Source organism: Kosakonia sp. ML.JS2a (assembly GCF_025642095.1).
Classification (GTDB): Bacteria; Pseudomonadota; Gammaproteobacteria; order Enterobacterales; family Enterobacteriaceae.
This window is the reverse complement of sequence record NZ_CP106754.1, coordinates 84,951-111,358: the sequence shown is the minus strand read 5'-3', so window position 1 is coordinate 111,358 and position 26,408 is coordinate 84,951. Positions and strand designations below refer to the sequence as shown.

Genomic DNA, 26,408 nt, shown 5'->3' with positions numbered 1-26,408 from the left:
TATTTATGCCTTTACCGGCAGGGATAACTACACCCAAAGGACATCAATTATGGAAATAAGTACCCTACAAATTATCGCGATATTTCTTTTTTCTTGTATTGCAGGTATGGGCAGCGTGCTGGATGAATTCCAGACTCACCGCCCGCTGATTGCCTGTACGGTTATCGGTTTTATCCTCGGTGATATCAAAACCGGGATTATTCTCGGCGGCACGCTGGAACTGATCGCCCTCGGCTGGATGAACGTGGGCGCGGCGCAATCTCCGGATTCAGCGCTCGCCAGTATTATCTCCGCCATTCTGGTGATTGTCGGGCAACAGAGCATCGCCACCGGTATTGCCATCGCCCTTCCGGTGGCCGCCGCAGGCCAGGTGCTGACGGTGTTTGCCCGCACCATCACCGTGGTGTTCCAGCACGCTGCGGATAAAGCCGCAGAAGAGGCGCGCTTTCGCACGATCGATCTGCTCCACGTTTCGGCTTTAGGCGTTCAGGCGCTGCGGGTGGCAATCCCGGCACTCATCGTTTCGTTGTTCGTCAGCGCCGACATGGTCAGCAATATGCTGAACGCCATCCCGGAATTCGTCACCCGCGGTCTGCAAATCGCTGGCGGTTTTATCGTGGTAGTCGGTTACGCCATGGTACTGCGCATGATGGGCGTGAAATACCTGATGCCCTTCTTCTTCCTCGGCTTTATTGCCGGGGGTTATCTCGACTTCAGTCTGCTGGCCTTCGGCGGCGTCGGCGTGATCATCGCCCTGCTCTATATCCAGCTTAATCCGCAGTGGCGCGAAACCAGGCAGCAAACCTCCGCCGCCCTCGCCCCTACCTCTCTTGACCAGCTTGACGATTAAAGGAGCCCATCATGGCAGAGAAAAAACTGACCAAATCCGACCTGTTTAGCATGTTTGTCCGCTCCAATCTGCAACAGGCCTCGTTCAACTTCGAACGCATACACGGGCTGGGTTTTTGTTACGACATGATCCCCGCCATCAAACGGCTGTACCCCTTAAAAGAGGATCAGGTTGCAGCGCTGAAACGCCACCTGGTGTTCTTTAACACCACACCTGCCGTCTGCGGCCCGGTGATCGGCGTGACCGCCGCGATGGAAGAAGCGCGCGCCAACGGTGCGGAAATCGATGATGGCGCCATCAACGGCATCAAAGTGGGGCTGATGGGGCCGCTGGCAGGCGTCGGCGATCCGCTGGTCTGGGGTACGCTGCGGCCGATCACCGCCGCACTCGGCGCGTCTTTAGCCCTGTCGGGCAACATTCTCGGACCGTTGTTGTTCTTCTTTATTTTCAATGCGATACGCCTGGTTCTGAAATGGTACGGCCTGCATTACGGTTTTCGTAAGGGGGTGCGCATCGTCAGCGATATGGGTGGCAACCTGCTGCAAAAACTGACGGAGGGCGCGTCGATTCTCGGCCTGTTTGTGATGGGGGTACTGGTGACCAAATGGACCCACATCAGCGTGCCGTGGGTGGTCTCTCAAACCCCCGGGGCCGATGGCGGCACGGTAACCATGACGGTGCAGGACATTCTTGATCAGCTGTGCCCCGGCTTGCTGGCGCTGGGGCTGACGCTACTGATGGTGCATCTGCTGAATAAGAAAGTGAACCCGGTATGGCTGATCTTCGCCCTTTTTGGCCTGGGCATTATCGGTAGCGAACTGGGCTTCCTCTCCTGATCCCTCGCCCCGCCAGCACGGGCGGGGTAACTGTAAACCTGTGAGGTATTGAGTATGCAAACCACCGCTTTACGACTGTATGGAAAACGCGATCTGCGCCTGGAAACCTTTGAACTCCCGGAGATGCAGGACGATGAAATTCTGGCAACGGTTGTCACAGACAGCCTGTGCCTCTCTTCCTGGAAGGAGGCGAATCAGGGGGAAGATCACAAGAAGGTGCCTGATGATGTGGCGACCAACCCGATCATCATCGGTCATGAATTTTGCGGCGATATCATTGCCGTCGGGAAAAAATGGCAACACAAGTTTCAGCCCGGCCAGCGCTATGTCATCCAGGCTAACCTGCAACTGCCGGATCGCCCGGACTGCCCCGGTTACTCCTTTCCGTGGGTGGGCGGCGGCGCGACACATGTGCTGATCCCCAATGAGGTCATGGAACAGGACTGTCTGCTGAGCTATGAAGGGGAAACTTACTTTGAGGGATCGCTGGTTGAGCCGCTCTCCTGTGTGATTGGCGCGTTTAATGCCAACTACCATCTTCAGGAAGGAACCTATCGCCACCAGATGGGCATCCGCCCGCAGGGGCGCACCTTAATTCTTGGCGGTACAGGGCCAATGGGGCTGCTGGCCATTGATTACGCCCTGCACGGGCCGGTGAACCCGTCATTGCTGGTAGTCACCGACATCAATCAAGACAAACTGCGGTATGCCCGCCAGCATTACCCTTCCGAAGGGCAAACACAGACGCACTATCTCCACGTGCAGAACGCCAGCCATGACGCCTTAATGGTGTTGAGCGAAGGGCATGGCTTTGACGATATTTTTGTTTTCGTCGCCGACGAGCAACTGGTGACCATGGCGTCTGCACTGCTTGCGCCCGATGGCTGCATGAACTTTTTTGCCGGCCCGCAGAATAAGCAGTTCAGCGCAGCCGTTAACTTTTACGATGTGCACTACGCTTTCACGCACTATGTCGGTACGTCCGGCGGCAACACCGACGACATGCGCGCAGCGGTAAAACTGATCGAAGAGAAAAGAGTCCAGCCGGCAAAAGTGGTGACGCATATTCTGGGGCTGGATGCCGCAGCGGAAACCACGCTAAGGCTACCGGAGGTGGGAGGGGGTAAGAAGCTGGTGTATACCGGGAAAACATTACCGTTAACCGCACTGACCGGGTTCGGCGACCCGCAGCTTCAGCAGATCCTGCAACGCCATCAGGGACTCTGGTCCGGCGAAGCCGAGCAGTATCTACTGTCGGCACACACGGCATAAACACGCACAACACAAAGTGTATCTGTACAAAGCGAACCTGTAAGACTACCTTACAGGTTCTTAAAGACTTACAGACAACCACACATGAAGCGCGTTTTTTTGATTTTTGCCACAGCCTTTCTTTTTAACACCAGCTACGCCGCAGAAACCCTGCCGAAAGACGTCCAGACCTTTCGCGATCTCGCCGACCAGTGCGAACATTTTGCCGGGGAGCAAGATTCCGACCTTGACGAGCAACAGCAAAAAGAGCTGGACGCCAAACTGGAAGCCACCTGCGGCAAAGCCGCCGGGCAGCTCAAAACGCTACGGGCGAAGTACAAGAATGATGCAGCATTAATGAAAGTCATTAATGCCTATGATTTCTGACGTTACGTATTACTTGTATAAAAGGGGGCATTCGCTCCCTTCCACAGGGATGAAAAACAAAAAACAGGGAGATAAAACCAGAACAACGCAGGAAATCGTCCGCAGATTACCAGGTTTACATCACTGATGACGGAGACACATCGTCTTGCTTCAGCGTGCCACATCTGATCATTTTTAATTCGTTCGTCTCCGCATGCGGGACTAACTTGATATTTGGCATGACTATGCCATCGGTGCAGCAAAAACAGGCATTCCAGTTTTGATAAATATGAATAAGCTCCGCCATGCTTTTTAAACCTAACTTTCGCAGAATGGCGTTCTTATAATTACTCACGACTTTGCGGTCAAGATTAAGGGCCTCCATAATATAGCTATTCGGGCGGCCATCCAGAATCATCGTCATAATATTGTACTCAACAACGCTCAGGTGTACTTCACGAATATGATCCTCCTGCTCCTTGCCCCTAAGGAAGGTTATTATTTTACGCACCTCATATTCCATAAAACTCATAGGGGAACACTTATCCAGCTTGATAAACTTCGTACAGATAAAGGTATGAAAATTTTTCTGTTCAGCAAGAATAAGCAGCAACGAATGCATGCTGAAAAATACTACCTTCCCATCGCCACGATCGAAAACAATAAGAGTGTGGGGAGCATACGGGTTAATATTTTTAAGTAACTTATCCATTCCGCTTACAAAATAGTTATCCTGAGAGATGATATACATATCTAACCTCCGGGAGATATTATTTCATAGGTATGAAGCCCTTAACTTACCGAAACCACGCTATTGCTTACGTTTTACAAACAAAAAATAACAACCACGAAAAATAAAAAAACGTCCTGATTTATCCGCACTTATCTCCGGCAGATTAAAACCGTAATACACGACCAACCTTCACCAGCTCTCGTTTTATTGCGCGCTCAAGATGGTGGAGTTGAACCTGATCATCCCCTTCTTCCGCCGCCAGCCAGCTGGCGAGTAATGCCGCATTGCGAATATTGGCGCCCGTCATTTCTGCACGCTGCGCCAGCAGGTGAAAATCAATCTCCTTCGCAAGAGAGACATTGGCCGGCCAAATGACCCGCCACATGCGTTCCCGCAATGCCACATCCGGGAATGGAAAACGTAAAATAAAGGTCAGGCGACGGGCAAACGCCGCATCCAGATGGTTACGATTGTTGGTCGCCAGAATAACCAGTCCGGGGTAACCCTCCAGCCGTTGTAATAGATAGGCAACTTCGATATTGGCATTGCGATCTTTCGCATCTGTCACTTCGCTGCGCTTACCAAACAACGCATCCGCCTCATCAAAAAAGAGCACGCCTGCGTCCTGTTCAGCGATGTCAAAGATACGGGCGAGGTTCTTTTCCGTTTCACCAATGTATTTATTCACCACCGCGGAGAGATCAATCTTAATTAAATCAACCCCCAGCGCACCGGCCAGCACTTCCGCCACCATGGTTTTGCCGGTTCCCGAATCGCCAAAGAACAAGGTACTGATCCCGGTACCGTACGCCACTTTCCGGTCAAATCCCTGTTTCAGCACGTTATCGCGCTGGCGAACAGCCGCCAGAATCTCCTGAAGATGCTGCTGCGTGGCCTCATCGATCACCACATCATCAAACGTGCGTACCGGCGTGTAGCGCTGCGCCAGCTTACCGTAGGACTGTTGGGTATGTAACTGAAAGGCATAGCGTAAATCTTCCGTCGCGATCACCGCGTAAGTGTCATCCACTGCGCGCAGCCGCTGGTACAGCATCGCTTCCCGGATAAGCTGCGGGATTGACTGGCTGTCCGGGTTAAACCGATTGAGCAGCGCAGTAATATCCAGCGCCGGTTCAACACACACACCGGACAACTGACGCTCCCACAGTCCGAGCGTGTCATCCGCCGTAATCACTGGCATAACAATCACCACCTGGCTAAATCCCGCCAGCCGGGGAAGCGTCACGGAAGGGTGCGTCAGGAACGCCACCGGCCCGGCCAGGTAGCGCAGTTCATGCGCCAGCCAGTCCCATAGCACCGAAAAGTGCTCAACGATGTTCTCTGGCGCACATATCGCCAGACATCCCTGGTAGAGCCGCGTCTCCCGTATCGCCAGTTGCAACATTTTCTGCACCGCTGCGACGGTCAGAGCGCCAGTGAGATGCGCCAGATCGAGGCAAAGCACCGAACGGCTTCGCTTCTCCATCGCTCTGCCGACAACCGCCAGTTGTTCCTGTAGACGGCAGCCCCGCAAAATGGTCGCCACCGGCGCGTGTTCGCTTTCAATGCAGCACTGCACCAGTTGTTCGGCTAACTGCGGCATGATCTCCGGTTGTACGGAAACCGGCAGCCAGTGCGCGTAGAGTGCCAGTTCAGAGGGAAGCGTATCGTAGCCGAGCAGCCACCCGTAAAGCGCGCTATCCACCCCCGGCACGGCCGCAGATAAGCTGTCATTCTCTTTGTGCTGGAGCGTTAACAGCCCCGCCCGCAGCAAACGTCCACCCGGCAACAGGCAGGCCTGCACCGTTGCCTGTGCTGTTCCGTCACGACACAAAATCCCCATGATGATGGCGACCGAGGGGCGTGTGCTCCGGTTTGTTGGATGAATGCTGGCGAAGAGCTGACCGTAGTGGATGTCATATTCCGGCAGTAGAGTCACTAATAAAATATCCCGTTCGAGGGTGCTAAGCTGAAAACGGCTTACCAGCCGTTCAAGCCGACTGCCAGCGGGAAGCTCCACCTCGTCGTTTTGCCATGACGCATCAGCATTGAACGCCACGGGAAGCGGGTCTGAAAAGTGAAAATGGGCGGTTTCTTCGCGCTGCGCCCATGCCGATGCGGCTTTTCCCAGCCGTTGAAGCTGCGCCTGCAAGATGGCGGCATCTTCATTTTCATCCGGTTCCGCAAACGTGCGCAGCGGTAGACTCATGGCAGCATTCCTCCGGGGTCGCCGGGTAACCATTCAAGCAACAGTGGCGCGTCGAACCAGGGGAAAAAAGCCAGGTTCAATGGCCACGACCATTTCGTCAGCAGAATATCGAACACTTCCGGCTGGATATGCAGCACCGCCGGGGTCACGTCGGAAAAGAGTTCGCCCGGTCGCTGCAAAAAGAGCTGGCGGATATCGGCCAGCCCCATTTTTTCAAAGGCAGCGATCTGCGAAAAGACGCTGGATGCCCACTCAGAGGTGATTTGCTGCTGCTGTGCACTCAACGGCTCCGGCATGGCAGGCGGTTCCTCCAGCGGCAGACCGCACAAAAACTGATTGACCACCACACGCTGCGCCTGCGGCTGTTCCGCTTCCCATACCAGCCAGTCAATGGCCACAACCGCCTGCCAGCGCGCCTCGTCGCTGATAAACTGCTTCTCCGCCACCAGCCCCAGCGCGGTAAACCACTGCGGGAATAGCGGCCAGAGCAACACGACTCCGGCATTGCTAACCGGCAGCCCCACTTCCGGGGATTCATCACCCGCGCGATGGGCAAGCCGCCGCCGGGCTGGTGTAGTGTTACGGCTTTGCTGCGATTGCCGGAGAGCGAATGCGTCTCTGCTTTGCGGCGTTTTCCGGGCGATAAATGTGTCTGTGCGCTGTTGCGCCTGCCTGCCGGTTAACGTTTCTCCGTTCTGTTGCGCCTGGCGGGTTGTGAAAGCCTCTGCGCCCGGTTGTCTCTGCTGAGCGGCGAATGTTTCTCCGTCCGGTCGTGTCTGATGGGTCGTGAAAATATCTGCGCCCGGTTGTCTCTGCTGAGCAGCGAATATTTCTCTATCCGGTCGTGTCTGATGGGTCGTGAAAATATCTGCGCCCGGTTGTCTCTGCTGAGCGGTTAAGGCTTCTCTGCTTTGCCGTACCTGTCCGTATGCTGACTGATTACCGTCTGAACTGGTGGCCCTCTCTGCCCAATGGGAACGCACAGCGGCAAGGGTTTCTGGCAGTAAAGAAGCCAGATAATCATCAATCTGCTGTTGCACTGCTTTCCCGGCGTGCAGATGTACCGTTCTTGCCACCCCGGCATCACGCCATAACGGTATCACCCAGCGTCCGGCAATGGCCCGCGCCTGCACGATGGGTATGGGTTCAAGTAACTCAATCAGTTGCAGGAACTGCGCGTGCGGGATTTCCTGCTGCACCAACGCTGTGGCCCAGGCATCACGCTGCGCATGGGTCATGCTGTGCTGGCTTAGCCAGTGGCGGCCTTCGGCAACCGTGAGTAAATAGCTCAACGCCTGATGCGCCAGCCGCAACGGCGTCAGACGCGTTGGTGCGGTAGGGCTGTTATCCCGCCACTCGCCCAGGGAAAGGGAAGTTGCTTTCGGGTGAGCAGGTGTTATTGCCGTGTAAGACGGAGAACCCACACTTGCAGCAAAATAGTCGTTAACGTCCCTTGCGAACGCGTAATAAAGCGCCTCTGCAGGCGTTGCCCGACGTCGGGCGTGCGACACAGATGTCGCATCCCGGTGCTCATTCTGGTGTCGGGAAGGCGATACTTCAGACCAGGCCATGTGCGTTGCCCGGTAACGGGAATGCCTGCCATAACGCACATCGGCAGATAATGTGCGTTGTGAAAAGCGGGGGACACCCGCCCGGGAAGGCGAATGCCAGAACGCCGTTTTTGCCCCCCCAGTTTGCAGGCAGGTGATAGCCTCCGCCACAAGCTGCCCGTCTCGTACCGAAGCATCTCCGGTTATCGCATCGCGCCGCGATAACGGCGCGTTACGCGCATGGCTGGCTAACTGTGTAAACAGTTGCACCAGCGCCGCCTGTAAACGCTGATAAAAATAAATTGAGAAGTGCTGGCGCGGAATAACACCCAACTTCACTACCACTTTATCAATGATAATATCGCTGTTTATCGCTACGTTATTTTTCGCCGCTTGCAAAACAGCGCTCAACTGTTCTTTATTAATACTGTGATATTCGGTTTTTCTTTGCTGCTTTAACACGGGATCAATAAATAACGTAACCCGCAGTGTAGTAATACACAAATCAGATTTAGTCATAGAGAGTATCCAGAATATCTTCAGCGACAAATGGAGTTTTATAATTTCATAATAAAAGCCAGCGCAAAGTATTGCGGCTCGTTATTCTGATAATATACGTTACCATCAAATCTACCTGTATGGCTGTGTCCGCTGTTTCCTCCTGTATATTCTATTGCATGGCCTGAGCCGTCTTGTGGGTTTTGACCAAGATCCGTACTCGATTTGAGCGGAAAAAGCCAACCTCCTCCATGTATAGGGTTAATACTTAATCGGTGATTATGTGATGGCATTTCAGCCACCGTCAGTGTATGCGGATCAATGGTTATTTTCCCGGTTGGTGTATAGGAGTTCTGTTTAGCACCACCCGTTGATGTTGAGAAATTTTGCGAGCCTTTAATAAACCTGTCGCGTAAGTCCGGGGTACCGTTTTGGCCATTACAGAATGCCCAGCCGGATGGCGCAGCACTGCCGCTAAACATCACAATAATTCCTCGCGGCACTACATAAGCCATATCGATACTGACACCATTGGCATCGACTTTGATCCCCGTTGAGGCTTTTACAGCAACCCCACTGGATATATTCTCCAGCCCATTGCTCAGATCAACCACCATAGCATTTGTCTTCTGATCAATTGCAATAGGAGAAAAACCCTGTCCATCCGTTGCCCCGGAGTAATCACGATACGCAGCATTCGGCTCCAGCTTGCCGTCAGAAGTGAACCGCATACCTGCTCCGGCCTTACCATCCTGACCGTGAAACTTGCCCACGCCTCTCGCCGCCGCTTCCACATACGCCATGGTATCCGGGGCGACGCTAACGCCATTGGCATTCACGACGATGCCGGTGGAAGGTTTCACGCTGAGTCCATTTGTACTTGCTGATAATCCCTGGTTGATATCCACCACCATTTTATTGGTTGAGGTATCTATTCTGATCGGGGAAACGCCCTGACCATCGGTCACGGAAGAAAAATCGAACGGATCCAAATTTGGTTCCAGCTTGCCTGCCGCGGTGATACGCATCCCCAGACCGGGTTTACCATCCTGACCGGTAAACTGCCCCACCGCTTTGGCGCCCGCTTGCGCATTGGCAATAATAGCCGCATTGACGCTCACGCCATTCGCATCGACAACCACACCGGTAGAGCCTTTAACACCCAGCCCGGACGTACTTTGTATCAGTCCATTGCCGTAATCCACCACCAGTTTATTGGTTGATGTATCGACTTTTATCGGGGAAACCCCTTGATTATCGGTGGCCTGAGAATAGTCACTCGCATCGATATCCGGCTCCAGTTTGCCCGCCGAGGTGATACGCATTCCCACGCCGGGTTTACCGTCCTGTCCAGTAAACTGTCCTACCGCTTTAGCCCCCGCGGTTGCATTAGCGATAATACCTGCATCTACACTGACGCCATTACCATTAACAACAATCCCTGTAGAGGCTTTTACACTTAAGCCATCCGACGAACCAGTCAGCCCGTAAGCCAAATCGACAACCGGTTTATTATTTGAAGAATCAACCGATAACTGTACAGCGTGCTCTTTATCGTTATCGCTGTTGAAATTAAATGAACTTGTAACATTCAGTTCCAGTTTCCCGGTCGTGCCGTATTTCATCCCAATGCCAGCACTGTTCGTTTGACTGGCGGCCTGGCCGGCGGCAACGGCGCCCGCGTTTGCCAAATCAATCAGATCGGCAAAATCACTTTGCAGCGGAATGCTGCCCGCTTTAAAACGCGCCTTCAGGGCATCGGGCGACTGTAATTTTTTGGTATCAGCCATAATCGTCTCCAGAACTCAGTGATTAAGCGGTGGGCAACTCTTGCGGAACATAGAACAACTGTTCCTGCACAATAACGCTGGTATTCCATTGGCTACCATCGGCTCCGATAACGGCGGTCTGCTGTGCGTCGGTGGCGATACGCATTAAGCCAATACCCAATTCGGTCACCGGCAGATGGCCTAAGGTCAGCATTTGCAGGATGCTCCAGGCATCATCCCCCAGCGGGTTACCGTTGTTCTGCCAGCGAGCATAGGTCTGGGCGAAGTTTTTAAACGCGGAGTCGCTCAGCCAGTGGTTGATTAACGACACATGTGCCGGAAACTGCTCCATCACTACCTGCAGCATCCAGGCGATCAGCTTATCCGGCACAATATTCTGGCTGGCGATGATCGTGCGGTTCAGCACCAGGCTTATTACAAATGAAAAGCGATCGGTGGTAGCGTAAGCCGACTCGCTAAAGTTCCACACATAGCGCCAGGCATCGGCCTCCGCCGGGAAGTCATACTGGCTGTCGGCGGCTTTCTCCACCAGCAGGGTACCCGCCAGCGGGTTTACCTCAAGGATGGTGGCATTGATTAGCCAGTCATCCGCATCGGCAGACTCAATGGTCGAACTTGATGCCGTAGCCTCGATGGTAGCCCCCGCCATGGTGGTGGATAATGAGCCCGCATGGATGATAATGTGATCCCCGGCCGAAACCATCGCCGGATAAGGGCTCTGATCGCTGCTGCTGAGTAATTTTTGTGAACTGTCCGCAGGTTGCAGCGCTGCATCGGCATAGTTCAGGGGGAAGTCCATATCCTGCAACCAGAGATTACTGCTCTGCCAGCGCAGATTCCCTCCCGACCAGGCCGTTTGTAAACGACTCAGATCGTTGGTCAGTTGCTGGCTGTTTGTTGCATTGACGGTAAAAGTATCGCCGTTGACACTGGTTACCATTTGCTGGCCTACCACCAGGCGGCTGTCGCCTTCGATGGCAATAATATCGACTAACTGACCGACTTCGATTTTCCCGGCAATGCCCGACTGGGTAATACTTACCAGCGTGCCGCTGATGGTGACGTTTTGCGGCGTCTGGTCAGTGGAATACCCCGTAGCAGGTACCAGCGGCAGTAACTGGCGATGCTCAATCAGGTAAAACGGCAAATTACTGAGATCGGGGTTGTCTTTAAAACACTCACTGTTCAGCCCGATGATGGCGGTAATCCGTTTTTGCAGCGCCGAGACTTTATTAATCTGGATGTTGATGCGGTCGTAGCCCAGTTGCGGTTGTTGGGCGAGATAGGCGCGCTGGGTCAGCAGAAAATCGGCCAAATCAAGGGTAAGCGGGCGCGCGGCGCGCGATGCGCCAAAATATCCTAACAGATACTGTAAAAATGCCAGTTCGCGAGAAAAGTTCAGCGGATGGGGCGTCACTTTATCCGCCTGGAAAATAGCCGCATCTTGCTGGAAAAGCTGCTTTAGGGTGTTCGCATAAGCGCTGTGCGCATCATCATTCACCATGCCATCGTCATAAGGCCAGCGGGTACCCCGAATGGCATCGGCGCGATCGTCAAACGCCAGCAGTTGCGGTATCGACGCTATTTCAGCGCACATATTGACCAGCAGTTGATCGACCGGCAACAGGAACTGGTGTAACTCATGGATGTTTTGCGCCACCTGTTGCAACGGTTGCTTCAACTGGTAGCAGCCTGGCAGGCGGTTGCCCACCGGAACATAAGCGTTGAAATCGCGCAACGTGCCCGCAGGAAGCACTACCGGCGGGGTAGTGATCACTGTCGGGGTGCTGAGATATTGACGGATTGCCGCCACATCCGGTTTTTCATAAATCCCGCCTTTTATCACCAGCGTCAATGGGCTGTCTGCGCCCGCCAGCAGGGTAAACGGGTCGGCTCCCCAAAGTCTCGGGTAGTAACCCGCATCGATTTGCCATGACCATTTATCCGACGTAACGCCGTGTATCTGTGGCGGAAGCGATGTCAGCGAGACCGCATTCACACTCTCCACCCCCTGAATGGTCAACAGGCGGTTGGCCAGCGAACCCAGACTGACGGTCATTCCATTTGCAGACAGTGGCGTCGGTTGCGCAATCTGCCAGCCATGTTTGAGAAAAGGCCCCTCAAAAATCTCTTCATCCGTATAGCCTTTGTCACGCATCTGCACGGTCGTAAAACGTTCCACGAAAGAAAACAGTTGCGTGCTGGTAGCCTCAAAAATACGTGCCACCACCGCGGCCACACTTTCCACATCGCTGCTGAGGCTGATTTCCAGATTGAGGTTAAAATCCACCGGCTGAAGCCAGATAACCCGTGCAAAAAATTCCCCCAGGTTGCGATGGCTGGCGAGAAAATCCGCCAGATACGCTTGTACCGTTGCGTTATCGTCACTGGAGAGCGCCTGCGTATAGCGGGAAGGCACCAGATAGAGCCAGTTATTGCCGCGAAGGGTTAATTCCTGCCACTCGTCGTCTACCGCATCGGTTGGTTTGGTAAAGGTGTACTTACGATTAACTTTGTCATACCACCAGTGAAAGGTATTGCTGCTGTCCTCAGGTTCTTTTACCAGCGCGCAATCGTCAAAAATAAACCCCTGTTCGTCACCGCCCAGACCAATGTCACTGCTGTGGATATCAAGGATAGCGCGGCGGTAATCATCAGCCGTCACCGTGTTGCAGCACAGTACGCCCTGTGGCCCAAATTCTGGCGGAAAGAGGGTGGTTTTTCCCGCAGCAGTGAGCAGATCGTTAAGCGATAACGACAAGCGGTACCCGAGGTCAGAATCATTCCAGGTGGTGGCCTGCAACAGGGTCACGCCGGGATCGTGGTCGGTGGTATCGGTCCAGATATCGCCACACAGGGTGTTGAGGCTTTCCGTTGCCTGTTGCCACAGTGTAGCGAAATCAATATCCGCTTTGACGACCGGGAACAGAGCATTTTCTTTAGACATAAGCGGCTCCCTTTAGGCATCAGATTTTGCTTGCGGCGTTAAGATTAAGACCTCGTTTTCCTGCGCCACGATGGTCTCCTCCAGGGTGTTCCCTTCAGCATCGACCAGTTCCAGCAACAGGACGTTTTGCACCAGCGGGTGCTGTTGAATGGTGGCTAACAGCTGGTAGTAATCGATCTGGTTACCCAGCGCCACCGCCTGTTGCAGGTCAGTCCCCCAGGGCATATAGCGTTGTTGCAACCAGTCGGATAACTGCTGGTAGCCATAGGTGGGGTTCACGCCATCAAGAAAAGTCACCTGGTAGCGAGCAGTAATGTCGACATAATTCGGGTTGGTTAATTTGGGGCTTGCCCACGGGCAGGTGAACGTTTTCAGCCACTTGGTCATCTCTTCCAGCCGCCCCTGGCTTAATGCCGGGCGCAGCATATCGTCATTATCACTGACGCGACTGCCGGGAATAATGACCAGTTCCTGCACTGTCAACGCGGGAATGGTCAACAGCTTGCTCACATCCAGAAAATGGATGTCGTAGACCTGGGGGTACTGCTCCAGCAGCATATGGCGCATATCCTGCCAGGTAATAGCGCGGTGGCGGGTGGCGATGCGCAGCGCTGTGCGTTCAAAAAGTTCGACCGTGGTTTCCCGCGCCTTGCCGCCTTCCGAAGGGAGTAACTGATTGACAGAACTGATTGGCACAACTGGCGACATCAGCTGAGAAATGGTGCCCGCGGGCAAAGGCTGCGAAAAGTGGCTGCTATCCACCTCACCGCTCAGATTCAGCGTGGCGGTCATCGCATTGGTAAACAGGTTACGCACTTTCGGGGCGATATCGCTGCTTACACTGGTGACGACGCCTTTTAACCAGTAATATTCGTCGGATAACCCGTCACCGCCCACCGCAACGTTGCCGGGCAGGATTGCCTGCCACAGCCCGCTGAATAATAAGCCCTGCGTCGCATCGCTCAGCGTGGCATCCAGCGCCTGCCATGCCCGCTCGCTGGTGTAGCAATACCAGCTCAACGTCAGCGCGGAAAGCGACTGCATAGCCCAGTAGATCGAGACACTGTCTCCGGCAACCACACCACTCATACCGATATAAATGGCCTGTTCGGTGACCTCACCAGCACGGAGCAACGCAGTGCGACCAAGGATCTGCTCAAGGGTAACCGTTTGGGTGAATTGGGTGTCGATACGACTCACCTGCGGCGTCCAGGGCGCGTTTTTTCCTGTGGGGTCGTTGGCCCACTCCTGATGATGAAAATCGGAGCCACTTAACTCAACCCGAATGCTGTAACCGCCTGCCGATGCATCCAGATCGGCGGGGAGCGTAACGGTTAGCGGTCGCATTTGCGGCGCTCCCTCGCCAGTAAACAACGCCTGCTCCACAAGCAAAGAGCGGTCACCGGACGGCATGACCAGATAAAGACTCGCCTTAAACACGGTGTTGTCCGCCGGAGGGGTGGTGTAACGGAAATACCAGAGGGCGAAATTTTCTGTGGGCAGGTTCTGCCATTGGGGGGAAATGGTCAGCGTGCCACCGCTTTCAATTAACGCAGATGGCAAAGCGAGTTCAAAGCCATCGCCCAGTACCGGCTGGCTGCCAAACGGGTAACTCACACTGTCGAGAAAGCCGTGCCCGCTCTGGGGAAGGTAACCGATATCCTGCACCTGACTGATCGTCACCTGATATGACGTGGGCAAGGCAGCAAGTTTCCCGGCCGGATACTGCAACACCAGCGAGGCGTCCTCCCTGGCGGAGGCATCCTGATGCCAGTCTTTAATCAACAGACTGGAAGGCAAGCGATAAAGCACTTCGCTGTCGCTGGCGCGTGTGGCGCGAAAAACGAGCGGCGTCTGTTTTTGCCCGAGCAGGGAGACTGTCGGCGTGATTTCGCTGCTGCTGCGGGTGACGTCGCTACCCGACAGAACGTTAACACTGATGTCACCGTTGAGACCGACCAGGATCGAATCGAGCACCAGCTCACGCTGCAAACCCTCGACATGTTGGGTGGTGCTGAACAGTCGAATACCGCCTTCCGGTAATTCGATGTTGTTGTCAGTATCCAGCGCGGTCATCAGCAGCCAATTACCGCTGGCATCCTGCTTCGTCCAGCACAATTTAACCAGCTGTTGGTGGTTTAGCAGTATATCGCTGTCAGTCTGGTAGGTAAGGGTATTCCCGGCGGCATCCTGCCCGGCATCCAATAACGTACCCGCAGGCAGCAGCCAGGATTTGCTGTTGCTTTTAAGATTAAAGCTCACCGCCACCGTATCGGGTTTTATCGCACCATGATCAAACCCTAACAGGTCCTGGTAATAAAGTGTGCGATGGCGGTCAGGTACCGTATTCAGTAAGAGTTTTGGCGTTTCCAGCAAACCCAGCAATAACAATAAAAAAGTGTGCTGTACCGGTAAATTTCTATCTGCTGGCGTCACGCCTGTATAAATATCACTGAGCAGTTGCGGCGTTATGCCGTTAAACCAGAAATCGCCCCAAAGCGAGTTTTCATCGCTGGCGAAGGGAATGGATTCCGTGTATCGCTGCAAAAAGTCCAGAATTTGCGCAGGCGTTCTCTCTTCCAGCGGGAAGTTATTTTCCACAACGACGTCGGCCAGTTTCGCTTTAAGTTCATCTAAGTCAGGCATGGCATTATCCGCTCGGCAGTTGATAAAAAAACGGGAGGGTCCAATTGCGAGTGACGTTCAATAAAAAGCGTGGATTTATCCCGTTGTTACAAACAGTTGAGAATTGATGAATTTTCCGGTGCCTGTTTGCGGCGATGGTCCGGCCTCCGGTCCCTGGGGATTACTGGCTGGCGACTGCGGAGTAAAAAGGGCGGAAAACTGGCTCCCGGTAACGATCAACGGCATCGTCGATTTGGCAAAGTTCGCCAGTTGATCCGCCGCCAGACTGGAAATAGTGATGCTCCCTGTGCCGGGCGTGGGATAGGCCGCACTCATATAGGTAGCTTTAATCGACACTTTTTTTTCGTCGCCTGAGACGCACATTTTTTTATTCATGATTTGTGCGATTCCTGAGGCTTTTATCATGCAGGGTTCGATTGGCGTCACCGTATACATGCCAAAGGTCACGCCGAATTGCAGCATGTCATTATCAACAATCACAAAATTACTCATAGCAACCTCAACGCATAACCTTCATTGACCGCCAGCGTGCCAGACAGCGTTTCCGTAATATCGCTGCCAAGCAATTTCAGCGTAATTTGCACCAGCAACCGGCTGACATCATTGGTCGCTTGTTTTATCAGGATCTCTTTGACTTCCGTGCGTTGCTCATTCACCAGCACGGCATCTTCAATATGGTTTCGAATGCTGGCTAACAGTTCATCGGTAATATTTTCAAACAGAAATTCATTAAGTCCGCCGCCGTAGGTTTCACGCATAATGCGCTCGCCGGGTTCAGTCATAAATAACACCAGCAGGCTTTGTAATACCGAATCGACGCCTTCCGCCATTTTTACCCCCTCAGCGACACTGAATTGCGGGGGAAAAGCCCAACTACGTCCCAAAGAGGTGGCGTATTTATCGCTACTCATAGATCCTCCGCACGCTGAACGGGTTAATTTTTCATATTAATGCTCGGGCTCACAATTTCGACTTGCCCTTTACCATTAATGGAGAATTTATTATTCGCCTGCCAGGTCACATCATTGGCATTAATTTGCACTTGCTTATCGACGTCGACCGTTATTTCACTGCCATGAATTTGCATCTGATTATTGGCGTCAACAATGACTTTGCTGCCATTATCCGCTGACAACGTTAATGTTTTTGCGTCCAAATCAATAAGCAGCTGTTGAGTAATATCTTGTTTGTTCACTACCACGGCTTTTTGGTTGTTCTTTTTATCCGGCGGGAAAGGCGATTTATTTTTCGGATTATGCATTGACCCAAGAATGACCGGGTAACTGTAGGCCCCCTCAATAAACCCTAACACCACTTCGTCTCCCGGCTCCGGGTAAAAGCAAAAACCACTCGCTTTGCTGGCGTAGGGTTTACCCAGCCTGGCGAACAAATATTCACCGGCGACATTCAGCGCCGGGATCTCCACCGGAATACGCTCAATGTTTTGCGGATCGGGGGTAAAATCCGCAACGGTACCAATATGCAATGTCCCGGTGATATCCGCCTCCATCTGACTGATGGGCATGCCGATAAGCAGTTTCGTGCGCCAGCCACGCTCTGTATCAATGGTCTGTTCAATGCCAGAAACCAGAACGGTGCCATCCAGCCCTGCGCCAAAGTCCGCCAGCGCAACACTGTCGCCTGGCGCAATGTCGCGCGTGCCTTCCATCACCACAAACCCCTGAGCCTCGCTCATTTGGTGATAGTTCACCCAGGAACGGGATAATTTGCTCAGATCGTTCTCCGGGAAGTAGCTGAAGGCCAGTTTGTAGTTGTGTTCCGCGCCTTTCGTCGCAGACGCCGCTGCGGCGGAGGGATGCCAGGGATCAAACGCATCATTTTTCACCAGTTGCGGGGAATTCAGCGCCTGCTCGTTCACATCCCAGCCCTGTAAAGCCAGGCTGTCGAGAATAAAGCGGTTATCGAAGTTAATATCCACTTCATATAAGGCATATTTTTCGTTTTTATCGTACTGCTTAAACGTATGTTTCGCCGAGGCAGGCATATTCAGCGCGCCAACGGTAACGGTATTGCTGGCGGCGTCTGGCAATAACCAGCAGTTGGTGGCTTTTAAGCGTCGACAAATAAACGACCAGTCGCTGATACGGTATTGCACCATCTGTTCATGCACCGCATTCAGTTGCGCATCGGCTTTTACGGTGGCTTTCACTGCGGCTTTATTAAACAGTGTGGTCAGGATCGCCCGGTCCGCCTGCTGGCGGTAGAGGTCGCTACGCGGCGGCCAGGCCAGTTTTTGCAAGGCGTGGCGGGCTTCTATTTTGATCACCCGCTGCGCGCCCTGAAGCTGAACTTTTTTCTGCGTTAGCGCGCCCGAGAATAAGGCAACATTATCCAGCGCGATCGTCACACTCACGCCTGGCGTTAGCCGGGCGACTTCGGCGGCAAGGGCGGTGTCGCTGGTGTTGTTATTGTCCGTGGGTAACATCAGCTCCAGCCGGGCTGAAGGGATCTCATTAAGTTGTTGCAATACCCGCAACCAGCGAATGCCCAGCGTGCTGGTCTGCCCACCGATTTTCAGGGTGATGTCATTCATCACTCACCCCCTTTTGCACCAGCAAATCACCACCCACTGCAAAATCGTCGAGATTATCCATATCGTTTTGCCAGGCGAGCGAAAGATAATCGACATTGGCGGCCAGGGAGGCTGCGGCACTTGCCGCTAACAGTGCCAGCGTGGCCTGATCGGTGATGTTGACCAGAATATTGCTGGGTGAGAGCAGTTGTTTTTCAGCGTTCTGAATCACAATGCTCGAATCCGCCACCAGTTGCAGGTGCGCGGTAGCGCGCAAGGGGGTCGCGTTACGATCAAATAAAGTGTAATGAATCGATAATTCACTGGCGCGCCCGGCAAAATAGCCTTTATTTTCCCAGCGCATGTTTCCCCAGGTGATTTGTAAAAAATGGGGCGTATCGGTTGAAGCATCCACCGCGCAAAGAAATTTCAGCATCGCCATCTGGCTTTCAATGGAGGTGCTATTGCCTGGCATGTCGGCATCAAACAAGAGATTCAGCCCCAGCCCGGACGGTTCGGAAACCACATAACGATTGCTCTGCGTAGACTGGTTAATCGTCTCTTCCGTGCTATAGCGCGTCTGGTAATCAAGCTGGAGGGTTTCGGGGTTATACATGACCTGCATTTTCCCGGCGGGAATTTTACCTTCGCGGTCTTTCCAGGCGGAAATGGTCAGTTTCGCCAGGCTTCGGTCAAGTAGGCTCATAGCAACTCCCGTTCAATCAGGTAAGCCACAATTTCCTGTTTGAGTTTTTCAATCAGATACTCTTCGTCTAATCGTTCTGCGGTCGTTAATGGCCGTTGCCCGGCGGGTAACGTGTTATCCGTCACCTGGGCTTCAATAATGAGTTCATTAATTTCAATGGTCATAATTTGGTCCCCAGCACGCGCATATCCTGGTAGCGAAGCTCAAGCGTATTGATCAACACGGTATTGCTGGCGGCATCCAGATCGCCCATGCGCCAGCTTACCGGCAGGGCGTTGCTAATGGTCCATACGGTGACGGGCAGCAGCATATTATGATCCAGCAGCATAATGACGACGTTCGCCATCAGCGTACTTTCCCGGCGCAGTACGCGATCAAACTGCAAGGTCAGCGGCGACAAGCGCATTACGCCGCGCTCAAGCACCAGTGAACCGTGTTCGACCTTCTCCGCCAGCCAGATATTTTGGGCGTTTTCGCCCCCTTCACGATGTTGGGTGACAGAAAGCTCCCGCCCCAGCCCGGAAACCCGCTGAAACGCGATATCCAGCGGGCTGGGAATGTAGTTAAAAAGGAAATTCACCAGGAAGCGATGCGACACAGCAGGCAGGTTTTCCATTATGCGTTCTCCTCGAATTGCGTAGTGCTGGCGCGGGCATCGAGGGTGATGGTCAAGTCAATGAATTCAGCAGGCGCCAGCAGCGCCAGTTGAATGTTGACAATCATTCTTCCCGCGCTGAGATCGTCGGTCGTCATGGTTTCATCCAGCCCAACGGCAATACTGAAGGCCTCTTCTTCCTGGGTGCCATAAAATGCGCCTGCCAGCCATTGCTGGCGCAGCCATGACCACAATTGCCCTTTCAGCTTCATCCACGTCAATGCGTTATTCGGTTCAAAAACGAAGGAGCGGGCAATATTTTTCAGGCGATTTTCAATGCTGTTCATCAGCAATCGGGTCTGGATATAGCGCCACGGCGAGGTGTCATCATTTAATAATGTCCGGCACCCCCACAGGTAGACGCCTTTTCCAGGAAAGCTGCAAATAGGGTTGGCGAACACCCCGGTTTGAGTAAATAAACTTTGCGCTAATGCGGTGTCATATGTCGGGCGGATGGTTTTCAGTAAGGCGATATTGGCTGGCGCTTTCCAGACGCCATAAGTTTTCGCGCTAAGCTGAATGGCTGCCGCCACCGCAGGCAAAGGGGAGAGCCGTCGGTAACTGATGGCGCTATCCAACTCATCTGCATAGCTGGTTTCAAGACGGGGCCACCAGGCGGCGGCGTTGCGGCAGTAATCCGGGGAAAAGGTATTAAGCGCCAGAGTATTCGCCGTTTCCGGTGCTTCAGGCAGTTCCAGTAAGGCGAAGCGACGTTCATACTGAGCAAGCTCCAGTAACGCCTGCCACCCCTGATACCAGAGATCCTGCGTGTCGGTGGTCTGGTCATTAAGCTCGCTCAGCTCCGGCGCTAACAGTAACCCGCTGTGGGTGTCGTCCATCACGACTGCCGTCATTTCCGGCGTTTGTAATGCCGCCACCAGCGCATTTAATCTATCGGCATCGCTGCTCCATTGCGCCGTATCGCCCAGCGAATAGACATAGCAAATGCGACCATTGTTATCGAAAAAGTGACGTAGCGCCCACGCCAGCGTTCCCGTGTCGCCAAAGTGCGCGCTTGCTTCGGCAAGCGACGCGAGCGCAACAGGTTCGCCACTTTCCTCTACTTGCGCGGTATAGCCAATAAACAGCGGTATCGTCACCGGATCATCGGTTGATTCGGCGGTTAAAAGGGTATCGCCGACCGATACCCTTGGAAGCACCATAGCCATCGGAATCGATCCTTTTGAGCAGGAAAAAGAGCGTCAGCGAAAGGTTTACTGCGCCATATTTTGCGTAAACTGCAGAATAATGAATTCCGCAGGCCGCACGGCAGCCATCCCGATCTGCACAATCATCTTGCCCTGATTGATGTCTTCTTCGGTCATGGTGACCCCTTTGCCAATCCGCACAAAATAGGCTTCTTCCGGGCTGTTCCCGGCCAGACCGCCTTTTTGCCAGAGACCATAGAGATAGGTATCAATGGCGGCCCAGACACGGGTCCAGGTTGGCTGGCTATTGGGCTCAAACACTACCGGGCGCATGGCTTTTTTGACGTCGCGCTCTGCGGTGTCAAACAACCGACGAACAGAGATATAGCGCCAGTTATCATCGTTCTGTTGCGTTCTGCCGCCCCAGACCACCACGCCGCGATCGCTGAAGTAGCGGATCACATTAATACCCGCCTCATTCATTGGCCCTTGCGCATCATCCGACACGCGTACACTGACATCCGAGACACCATTGAGGATCACATTCGCCGGAGCTTTCCATACCCCACGTTCACGGTCAGTTTTGCAGTACACACCCGCCATCGCCCCGGAGGCGGGAACCGTCAGCACAGGCACATTCTTACTGAGCGAACTCGAGACCTTGGCGGCCAACTCGGGATTGACTCTCTTCAGATCCGCCAGCGTGGTGACATTGCTACTTACTGCATCCGTATAACCCGTGATCTTCACATCGTTATCACTGATTTTTCCTGCCTTCACAGATAAGGCAGGGTAGTAAACCGCCGCATGATCAACCCCTTTCACCGCATCCGGCGCAGCCGCCGATTCACCATCAGCGATCAAGAAGTACCCTTTGTTTTGATCCAGTGCGCCGGCCAGTATGCGATAAATTTCATCGCGGTAAGAACTATCGCTATCGAGCACCGCCAGAATGGTAATGTCGTCATACTCGCCCATCAGCGTCGGTATACTCGCCAATGCCGTGGTATTGCTGGTGTCTTCCAGCGCGAAGACATAGCATGGGTTACCGCCATTCTGGAAATAGAGCTGCAACGCCACGGTGGCGGTCGTTTCAGTCACACTGGGCGCGCCAGCGGTGTAGGTATATTCAACCGCAGTCGCTGTGGGAGTAGTAGGTGTGTTTGTTCCTGATGAACCATCATCAGGTGTCCCAGATGACCCATCATCAGGTTCCTCAGATTCTGTCGACTCTGTTGAGGTAATCGTCACTGAAGCGGAATAGCCTGCACTGCTCGCGGTAAACATCTGTACAAAATCGAGCCAACCGCTGATTCTGACAATTTTACCTTTGTATTTATCTTCCAGCGCTGCAAAGGCGCCGATAAATAGCGGTACTGCCGTCGCCCCCTGGCTCACGGATATTGCCGGGGTGGCGTCTTCTTCAATATAAACACCGGGGACAATGGTTTCGATTGACATAATTTTGTTCCTGTAAATTATTGAGCAATATCTTGGGAGAATTGCAGTAGGATAAATTCAGCGGGACGAACGGCTGCCAGACCAAGGTTGATAATAAGCCGACCCTGGTGAATATCCTCCTCCGTCATCGTGATGCCTTTACCCACCTCAACAAACCAGGCTTCTGTCGGGTTATTGCCCACCAAAGCCCCTTGCTGCCACAAGCCATAGAGATAATTATCCAGCGCTGCTTTAACACGCTGCCAGGTTGGATGATTATTGGTTTCAAATACCACCTTATTAAGTGAAAGCCGGACATCCTTTTCGATCATATTAAACAGGCGACGCACGGGAATATATCGCCAGTTATCACTGTCCTCCAGCGTTCTGGCCCCCCATAATACAGTTCCAACGCCTGGGTATTCGCGAAACATATTCAGCGCTTTACCTTGGTTAAATCGTCCTTGTAAATCATCACTGATGGGATATTTAAGCGATGCCACCCCGTTAATAATGAGGTTGGCAGGTGCTTTCCAGACACCCAGTAAGCTGTCTGCTTGTGCAATCGCCGCAGCAGCCATGGCACTGGGAGGAATATTGCTACCACGCAGCGAAGTTCCCCACGGGTAAAATACCGCAGCATTCGCCAGCGACGGATAATCCGCCATAATGGTATTGGCAGTATCCGTAGCGCTAATTTTTGCGTTGGCGGAATCGAGCAGTATAAAGACTTGATGACCACGGCGATTTGAAAAATCAGTAATCTGATTAAACAGATCGTTCCCTGTACCCGCAGCGACAACCAAAGTAATATCGTCGTACTGATTTAATATGTCATCCAGATAGCTTTTTTGGAACAGATAGCATTTACCGCCACCGTTCATAAACCACAATTTTATGGCAATAACATAAGCATATTCATTGTCATTCCCTTGCTGGCTTTTAACAAACTCCGCCCAGTTATTGAAAACATAAATATTCTCGATATGAGGCTGGCCGGCAACTTTACGAAATGCAAAGGCAGGTACGGCGGTCGCCGAAGACGACACGACAAAGTTAGCCGTCGTATCTTCACCCAGATACACACCAGGATAAGTAGCGGTGGTCGCCATTGATCAGCTCCTGTATTAGCTGCCTGCTTGCACGGTGACTCTGTCCGCCATCAGCGTCAGTTGTTGGACAGCCACTTCATTACTGGTTGCATCGAACGACGGCGAGGAAAGCGCAGTGGGGAAAGCGTTCGACACGCTCCAGCTCAGTAACACTTCTGTACCGGTGTCGTTAGTCAGGCTAATCAGAATGTCTTTCTTTTCGACCCGATTGTATTGAATAGAATTAATCCAGTCGTAAAGGGCATTTTGCCCCGGGAATATGCCCTGAGAGAGAGTAATATTAATGGCTTGCCGTTGGCCGGGCATTTTAAACCAATTTCCTGTGCCATCACGGTACTCGATAGTATCGTAATTAATATCCAGGCCCGACGCGCTGGAAAATGGCATCTGTTCATCACCAAGCGTAACGATAAAGCGATAGGTGGGAATGGGATAAAGGCTGGCAATTTCATCAGCTGTAGTAGCCATGGATATATCCTTCTGGAGTTAACACAGCGTTTTGACATGAAGTGCAGACATGGACAATGCAGCTATAAGCATGGACAATGCTGCACACTCTTTAGATAAAGTGAATATCGAATCATTCTCACCGGCTTGAATTAGTAGAAATCGTTACCTTTAAATTTAAAAAAGGCACGCTACCGCCCATGCCATACGCCAAAGAGTGATTCGACAGGCACTTTTAAAAATCAAAAAAAATCTCATTATTAAAATAATAACGACAAAAGAAGCGCAAAAAATGCGCATAAATTACGAGTTATCAATACAAACGATTGATATCATTAAGGCTCAAAACTGTAAAAAAACAGGTTAATTAGTTTCTCCTTAACGAAAAAAACAAGCAGCTAAAGAGAAATGATTAGTAAAAATTAGATAGGGGCATTTAAAAAGGCAAGTTTACCTTAAGAGAATTAGGATTTTTCATCTACTCGATAGGGAAGAAACAAACCAAAATAATAAAATCATATAGTTAAATAAATTTTTAAAGTGTACATTCACGTTTTGATAAGAAATAATTTGTCGGGTGTCACCGGATGTCGCCTCGTTTAAAAAGCACACTATAAACATGTTAAAATATAAAAATAACAAATACCTGTCCTGTCTCTTCACGATACAAATAGCCCGACAAAGCATTTCTCCCCTGTGCAACGAGATATTAGCAGCACCGATCGTTTTATTAATGTAGCAAAAATGTCCCTTTATCCGGCATGAAAGATTGCAGGGCGGGCAAAGACCTTATACAGTCACGGTATACCTTTATAATCATATAATTACTGTTTTTTATTTACCGGGGACGCTATGCCTTACATTGCTTTTAATGCCGTAGCCACAGGATGCAGAAGGGGGTGTCAATGACATTACCCTCTCCGCTACTGCGCAACTGGCTACGGCTACTTGCCATTTCAATACCGCTGGTGGCGCTGATGGAGCTGATCCATTTGCCAGCAGCGCTGCTCTTAGGCCCAATGTTCGCTGGTATTATTCTCGCCATCACCAATCATCCACTCACCATCAGCAAAAAATGCTTCAGTGTGGCGCAAGCGGTGGTCGGCGCGATGATAGCTCATGCCATCCCACCGTCGGTTTTTGGTCGTATTGCAGCCGACTGGCCGTTGTTTATCAGTTGTATTGTGGCGGTGATTTTCGCCAGTGCAATCCTTGGCTGGATCATGGCGAAACTACAGGTCTTCCCTGGCTCTACCGCCATCTGGGGATCATCGCCGGGTGCAGCGGCAGCAATGACCATTATGGCAGAGAGCTTCGGCGCAGATGTGCGGCTGGTGGCCTTTATGCAGTACCTGCGGGTGATGATTGTGGCGCTGGTGGCAGTGCTGGTTACCCGCATGTGGATGGGAACCGATAACCCGGACCACGCCGTGGCGACGTTTACGTTGTTTGGCCCGCTGCGCGGGTTGGCCTTTGCCGGGACGTTACTGGTGATTGCCACAGGCTACCTGATTGCCCGCAAGGTGAAAATACCCTCCGGGCCGATGCTGATCACGCTGGTATTAGGGACGATTGTGGAAGATACCGGTTTGCTGCGCCTTGAACTGCCGCCGTGGTTGCTGGCGCTCTCCTACGCCATTATCGGCTGGAGCATCGGCCTGCGCTTTACGCGGGAGATTGTCGGCTACGCCGCCCGCGCACTGCCGCGCGTGCTGATGTCAGTGCTGACGCTGGTTGCCGTATGTTGCGGTTTCGCCTTTTTACTGGTGCACTTCGCGGGTATCGATCCACTGACCGCTTACCTGGCCACCAGCCCCGGCGGAGCTGATACGGTGGCGATTATTGCCTCATCAAGCCATGTGGATATTTCATTTGTGATGGCAATGCAGACCGGGCGCTTTATTCTGGTGCTGATCACCGGGCCTGCGATCTCACGTTTTGTCGCAAAACGACTGGGGACGTAGCAACGTTAATGCATCGTCCAGTCCTGCAAACGCAAACCCGGGATGCGGACAAACTCGCGGGTGTTATTGGTGACGAGTATTAACCCCAATGAACGGGCATGTGCACCAATCATGGCATCATAAGGCCCGATGGGTGTGCCTTCTCTTGCCAGCTCCGCCCTGAGTTGACCAGTATGCACTGATGCATCGATACCATAAGGCAGCACCTCCAGTCTGGCGGTAAACCCTTCAACGACGCGCAAGTTTTTTTCAGGCGCGGCCGATTTTTCTGCACCATAAATCAGCTCCATCAATGTGATAGAGCTGATACACATTTGTCCGTCGCGCAGATTGAATGCCCGACGGACAGTTTCAGTTTTGTTTTTTTATGGTGAAAATACAAATGTTCGTATCAGGCATAATTTGAGCATCAAAAATCTTCCCTGTCCTGATCCCCTGGTTGCTCACGCGCGGCCATAAAATCAGCAGACGCATTCTCACCATCAAACCAGCTATCCCAGCTTTCTCCTGATGGTGTGATAATTCGTGCGCGCCCCACAGCAATAATATCAACTTGCCTGACGTCTTCTGGCAGCGCCACAGCTTTTGGCAAACGTACAGCCTGGCTGCGATTGCTTTTAAAAAGTGTCGTTTTCTCCACCCGCCTCTCCATTGATGAAATTTCATACTGACAAGCACAAGTGAGCGGTGGGATATGTCAATGGGATATACAAAACGTCGCCTCACT

22 protein-coding genes and 1 pseudogene are annotated in these 26,408 nt (G+C 52.5%); 5 read left to right on the top strand and 18 right to left on the bottom strand.

Features of this window, described 5'->3' with window-relative positions:
* Positions 1-49: 49 nt before the first annotated feature.
* The 4 genes from N7922_RS00495 to N7922_RS00480 all read left to right on the top strand — a co-directional run bounded on the left by N7922_RS00495 (position 50) and on the right by N7922_RS00480 (position 3,324).
* Positions 50-850, top strand: a complete 801-nt coding sequence (locus N7922_RS00495; RefSeq protein ID WP_263098766.1) for a PTS mannose/fructose/sorbose transporter subunit IIC — start codon at positions 50-52, stop codon at positions 848-850.
* 11 nt (positions 851-861) lie between these two features.
* Positions 862-1,686, top strand: a complete 825-nt coding sequence (locus tag N7922_RS00490; protein ID WP_263098765.1) for a PTS system mannose/fructose/sorbose family transporter subunit IID — start codon at positions 862-864, stop codon at positions 1,684-1,686.
* A gap of 54 nt (positions 1,687-1,740) precedes the next feature.
* Complete coding sequence (gene sorE, locus N7922_RS00485; RefSeq protein ID WP_263098764.1) at positions 1,741-2,958, top strand: L-sorbose 1-phosphate reductase; 1,218 nt, start codon at positions 1,741-1,743, stop codon at positions 2,956-2,958.
* A gap of 84 nt (positions 2,959-3,042) precedes the next feature.
* Positions 3,043-3,324 carry a hypothetical protein gene (locus N7922_RS00480; protein WP_263098763.1) on the top strand — a complete coding sequence of 94 codons (282 nt, stop codon included), beginning with the start codon at positions 3,043-3,045 and terminating at the stop codon, positions 3,322-3,324.
* Between the two features lie 115 nt (positions 3,325-3,439).
* Here the strand turns inward: N7922_RS00480 and N7922_RS00475 are convergent, their stop codons facing one another.
* From N7922_RS00475 to N7922_RS00400, 16 genes are all read right to left on the bottom strand, one after another.
* On the bottom strand, positions 3,440-4,054 hold the full coding sequence (locus N7922_RS00475; protein WP_263098762.1) for a LuxR C-terminal-related transcriptional regulator: 615 nt from the start codon (positions 4,052-4,054) through the stop codon (positions 3,440-3,442).
* Positions 4,055-4,199: 145 nt separating this feature from the next.
* Positions 4,200-6,245, bottom strand: a complete 2,046-nt coding sequence (locus N7922_RS00470; RefSeq protein ID WP_263098761.1) for an ATP-binding protein — start codon at positions 6,243-6,245, stop codon at positions 4,200-4,202.
* Entirely contained in the window at positions 6,242-8,314 is a 2,073-nt protein-coding gene (locus tag N7922_RS00465; RefSeq protein WP_263098760.1) for a contractile injection system tape measure protein, read from the bottom strand. Before N7922_RS00465 ends, N7922_RS00470 begins: the two co-directional genes overlap by 4 nt.
* A 38-nt stretch (positions 8,315-8,352) precedes the next feature.
* Positions 8,353-10,083, bottom strand: a complete 1,731-nt coding sequence (locus N7922_RS00460; protein WP_263098759.1) for a phage tail protein — start codon at positions 10,081-10,083, stop codon at positions 8,353-8,355.
* Between the two features lie 22 nt (positions 10,084-10,105).
* Complete coding sequence (locus tag N7922_RS00455) at positions 10,106-13,030, bottom strand: hypothetical protein (protein ID WP_263098758.1); 2,925 nt, start codon at positions 13,028-13,030, stop codon at positions 10,106-10,108.
* A 12-nt stretch (positions 13,031-13,042) separates the two neighbouring features.
* Positions 13,043-15,676, bottom strand: a complete 2,634-nt coding sequence (locus tag N7922_RS00450) for a hypothetical protein (protein WP_263098757.1) — start codon at positions 15,674-15,676, stop codon at positions 13,043-13,045.
* Between the two features lie 75 nt (positions 15,677-15,751).
* Positions 15,752-16,156 carry a hypothetical protein gene (locus N7922_RS00445; RefSeq protein WP_263098756.1) on the bottom strand — a complete coding sequence of 135 codons (405 nt, stop codon included), beginning with the start codon at positions 16,154-16,156 and terminating at the stop codon, positions 15,752-15,754.
* An 8-nt stretch (positions 16,157-16,164) separates the two neighbouring features.
* Complete coding sequence (locus N7922_RS00440; RefSeq protein WP_263098755.1) at positions 16,165-16,587, bottom strand: GPW/gp25 family protein; 423 nt, start codon at positions 16,585-16,587, stop codon at positions 16,165-16,167.
* Between the two features lie 23 nt (positions 16,588-16,610).
* On the bottom strand, positions 16,611-18,230 hold the full coding sequence (locus N7922_RS00435; protein ID WP_263098754.1) for a phage baseplate assembly protein V: 1,620 nt from the start codon (positions 18,228-18,230) through the stop codon (positions 16,611-16,613).
* Positions 18,223-18,915 carry a hypothetical protein gene (locus N7922_RS00430; RefSeq protein WP_263098753.1) on the bottom strand — a complete coding sequence of 231 codons (693 nt, stop codon included), beginning with the start codon at positions 18,913-18,915 and terminating at the stop codon, positions 18,223-18,225. Before N7922_RS00430 ends, N7922_RS00435 begins: the two co-directional genes overlap by 8 nt.
* A complete protein-coding gene (locus N7922_RS00425) occupies positions 18,912-19,079 on the bottom strand; it encodes a DUF5908 family protein (protein WP_263098751.1) in 168 nt (55 codons plus the stop codon). The genes N7922_RS00430 and N7922_RS00425 overlap by 4 nt, the downstream gene beginning before the upstream one ends.
* Positions 19,076-19,531: a phage tail protein gene (locus N7922_RS00420; RefSeq protein ID WP_061492462.1), complete on the bottom strand. Its 456-nt coding sequence runs from the start codon at positions 19,529-19,531 to the stop codon at positions 19,076-19,078. The genes N7922_RS00425 and N7922_RS00420 overlap by 4 nt, the downstream gene beginning before the upstream one ends.
* A complete protein-coding gene (locus tag N7922_RS00415) occupies positions 19,531-20,739 on the bottom strand; it encodes a phage tail sheath C-terminal domain-containing protein (RefSeq protein WP_263098750.1) in 1,209 nt (402 codons plus the stop codon). Before N7922_RS00415 ends, N7922_RS00420 begins: the two co-directional genes overlap by 1 nt.
* A gap of 45 nt (positions 20,740-20,784) precedes the next feature.
* Positions 20,785-22,179: a phage tail sheath family protein gene (locus tag N7922_RS00410; RefSeq protein ID WP_263098749.1), complete on the bottom strand. Its 1,395-nt coding sequence runs from the start codon at positions 22,177-22,179 to the stop codon at positions 20,785-20,787.
* 17 nt (positions 22,180-22,196) lie between these two features.
* Positions 22,197-23,270 (bottom strand): phage tail sheath family protein, encoded by a 1,074-nt coding sequence (locus N7922_RS00405; RefSeq protein WP_263098748.1) that lies wholly within the window; start codon positions 23,268-23,270, stop codon positions 22,197-22,199.
* Between the two features lie 15 nt (positions 23,271-23,285).
* Positions 23,286-23,738 carry a phage tail protein gene (locus N7922_RS00400; protein WP_061492458.1) on the bottom strand — a complete coding sequence of 151 codons (453 nt, stop codon included), beginning with the start codon at positions 23,736-23,738 and terminating at the stop codon, positions 23,286-23,288.
* A gap of 884 nt (positions 23,739-24,622) precedes the next feature.
* Here N7922_RS00400 and N7922_RS00395 point away from each other — a divergent pair.
* A complete protein-coding gene (locus N7922_RS00395; RefSeq protein ID WP_263098747.1) occupies positions 24,623-25,681 on the top strand; it encodes an AbrB family transcriptional regulator in 1,059 nt (352 codons plus the stop codon).
* A gap of 5 nt (positions 25,682-25,686) precedes the next feature.
* Here the strand turns inward: N7922_RS00395 and vapC are convergent.
* A pseudogene (gene vapC, locus N7922_RS00390) lies at positions 25,687-26,080 on the bottom strand (type II toxin-antitoxin system tRNA(fMet)-specific endonuclease VapC).
* Positions 26,081-26,090: 10 nt separating this feature from the next.
* On the bottom strand, positions 26,091-26,333 hold the full coding sequence (locus N7922_RS00385) for an antitoxin (protein WP_263098746.1): 243 nt from the start codon (positions 26,331-26,333) through the stop codon (positions 26,091-26,093).
* Positions 26,334-26,408: the final 75 nt, after the last annotated feature.

Bases quoted from the DNA above. Each gene is read 5' to 3' on its own strand.
- N7922_RS00495 (WP_263098766.1), top strand. From the start codon at position 50: ATGGAAATAAGTACCCTACAAATTATCGCGATATTTCTTTTTTCTTGT.
- N7922_RS00490 (WP_263098765.1), top strand. From the start codon at position 862: ATGGCAGAGAAAAAACTGACCAAATCCGACCTGTTTAGCATGTTTGTC.
- sorE (WP_263098764.1), top strand. From the start codon at position 1,741: ATGCAAACCACCGCTTTACGACTGTATGGAAAACGCGATCTGCGCCTG.
- N7922_RS00480 (WP_263098763.1), top strand. From the start codon at position 3,043: ATGAAGCGCGTTTTTTTGATTTTTGCCACAGCCTTTCTTTTTAACACC.
- N7922_RS00475 (WP_263098762.1), bottom strand. From the start codon at position 4,054: ATGTATATCATCTCTCAGGATAACTATTTTGTAAGCGGAATGGATAAG.
- N7922_RS00470 (WP_263098761.1), bottom strand. From the start codon at position 6,245: ATGAGTCTACCGCTGCGCACGTTTGCGGAACCGGATGAAAATGAAGAT.
- N7922_RS00465 (WP_263098760.1), bottom strand. From the start codon at position 8,314: ATGACTAAATCTGATTTGTGTATTACTACACTGCGGGTTACGTTATTT.
- N7922_RS00460 (WP_263098759.1), bottom strand. From the start codon at position 10,083: ATGGCTGATACCAAAAAATTACAGTCGCCCGATGCCCTGAAGGCGCGT.
- N7922_RS00455 (WP_263098758.1), bottom strand. From the start codon at position 13,030: ATGTCTAAAGAAAATGCTCTGTTCCCGGTCGTCAAAGCGGATATTGAT.
- N7922_RS00450 (WP_263098757.1), bottom strand. From the start codon at position 15,676: ATGCCTGACTTAGATGAACTTAAAGCGAAACTGGCCGACGTCGTTGTG.
- N7922_RS00440 (WP_263098755.1), bottom strand. From the start codon at position 16,587: ATGAGTAGCGATAAATACGCCACCTCTTTGGGACGTAGTTGGGCTTTT.
- N7922_RS00435 (WP_263098754.1), bottom strand. From the start codon at position 18,230: ATGAATGACATCACCCTGAAAATCGGTGGGCAGACCAGCACGCTGGGC.
- N7922_RS00430 (WP_263098753.1), bottom strand. From the start codon at position 18,915: ATGAGCCTACTTGACCGAAGCCTGGCGAAACTGACCATTTCCGCCTGG.
- N7922_RS00425 (WP_263098751.1), bottom strand. From the start codon at position 19,079: ATGACCATTGAAATTAATGAACTCATTATTGAAGCCCAGGTGACGGAT.
- N7922_RS00420 (WP_061492462.1), bottom strand. From the start codon at position 19,531: ATGGAAAACCTGCCTGCTGTGTCGCATCGCTTCCTGGTGAATTTCCTT.
- N7922_RS00415 (WP_263098750.1), bottom strand. From the start codon at position 20,739: ATGGCTATGGTGCTTCCAAGGGTATCGGTCGGCGATACCCTTTTAACC.
- N7922_RS00410 (WP_263098749.1), bottom strand. From the start codon at position 22,179: ATGTCAATCGAAACCATTGTCCCCGGTGTTTATATTGAAGAAGACGCC.
- N7922_RS00405 (WP_263098748.1), bottom strand. From the start codon at position 23,270: ATGGCGACCACCGCTACTTATCCTGGTGTGTATCTGGGTGAAGATACG.
- N7922_RS00400 (WP_061492458.1), bottom strand. From the start codon at position 23,738: ATGGCTACTACAGCTGATGAAATTGCCAGCCTTTATCCCATTCCCACC.
- N7922_RS00395 (WP_263098747.1), top strand. From the start codon at position 24,623: ATGACATTACCCTCTCCGCTACTGCGCAACTGGCTACGGCTACTTGCC.
- N7922_RS00385 (WP_263098746.1), bottom strand. From the start codon at position 26,333: ATGGAGAGGCGGGTGGAGAAAACGACACTTTTTAAAAGCAATCGCAGC.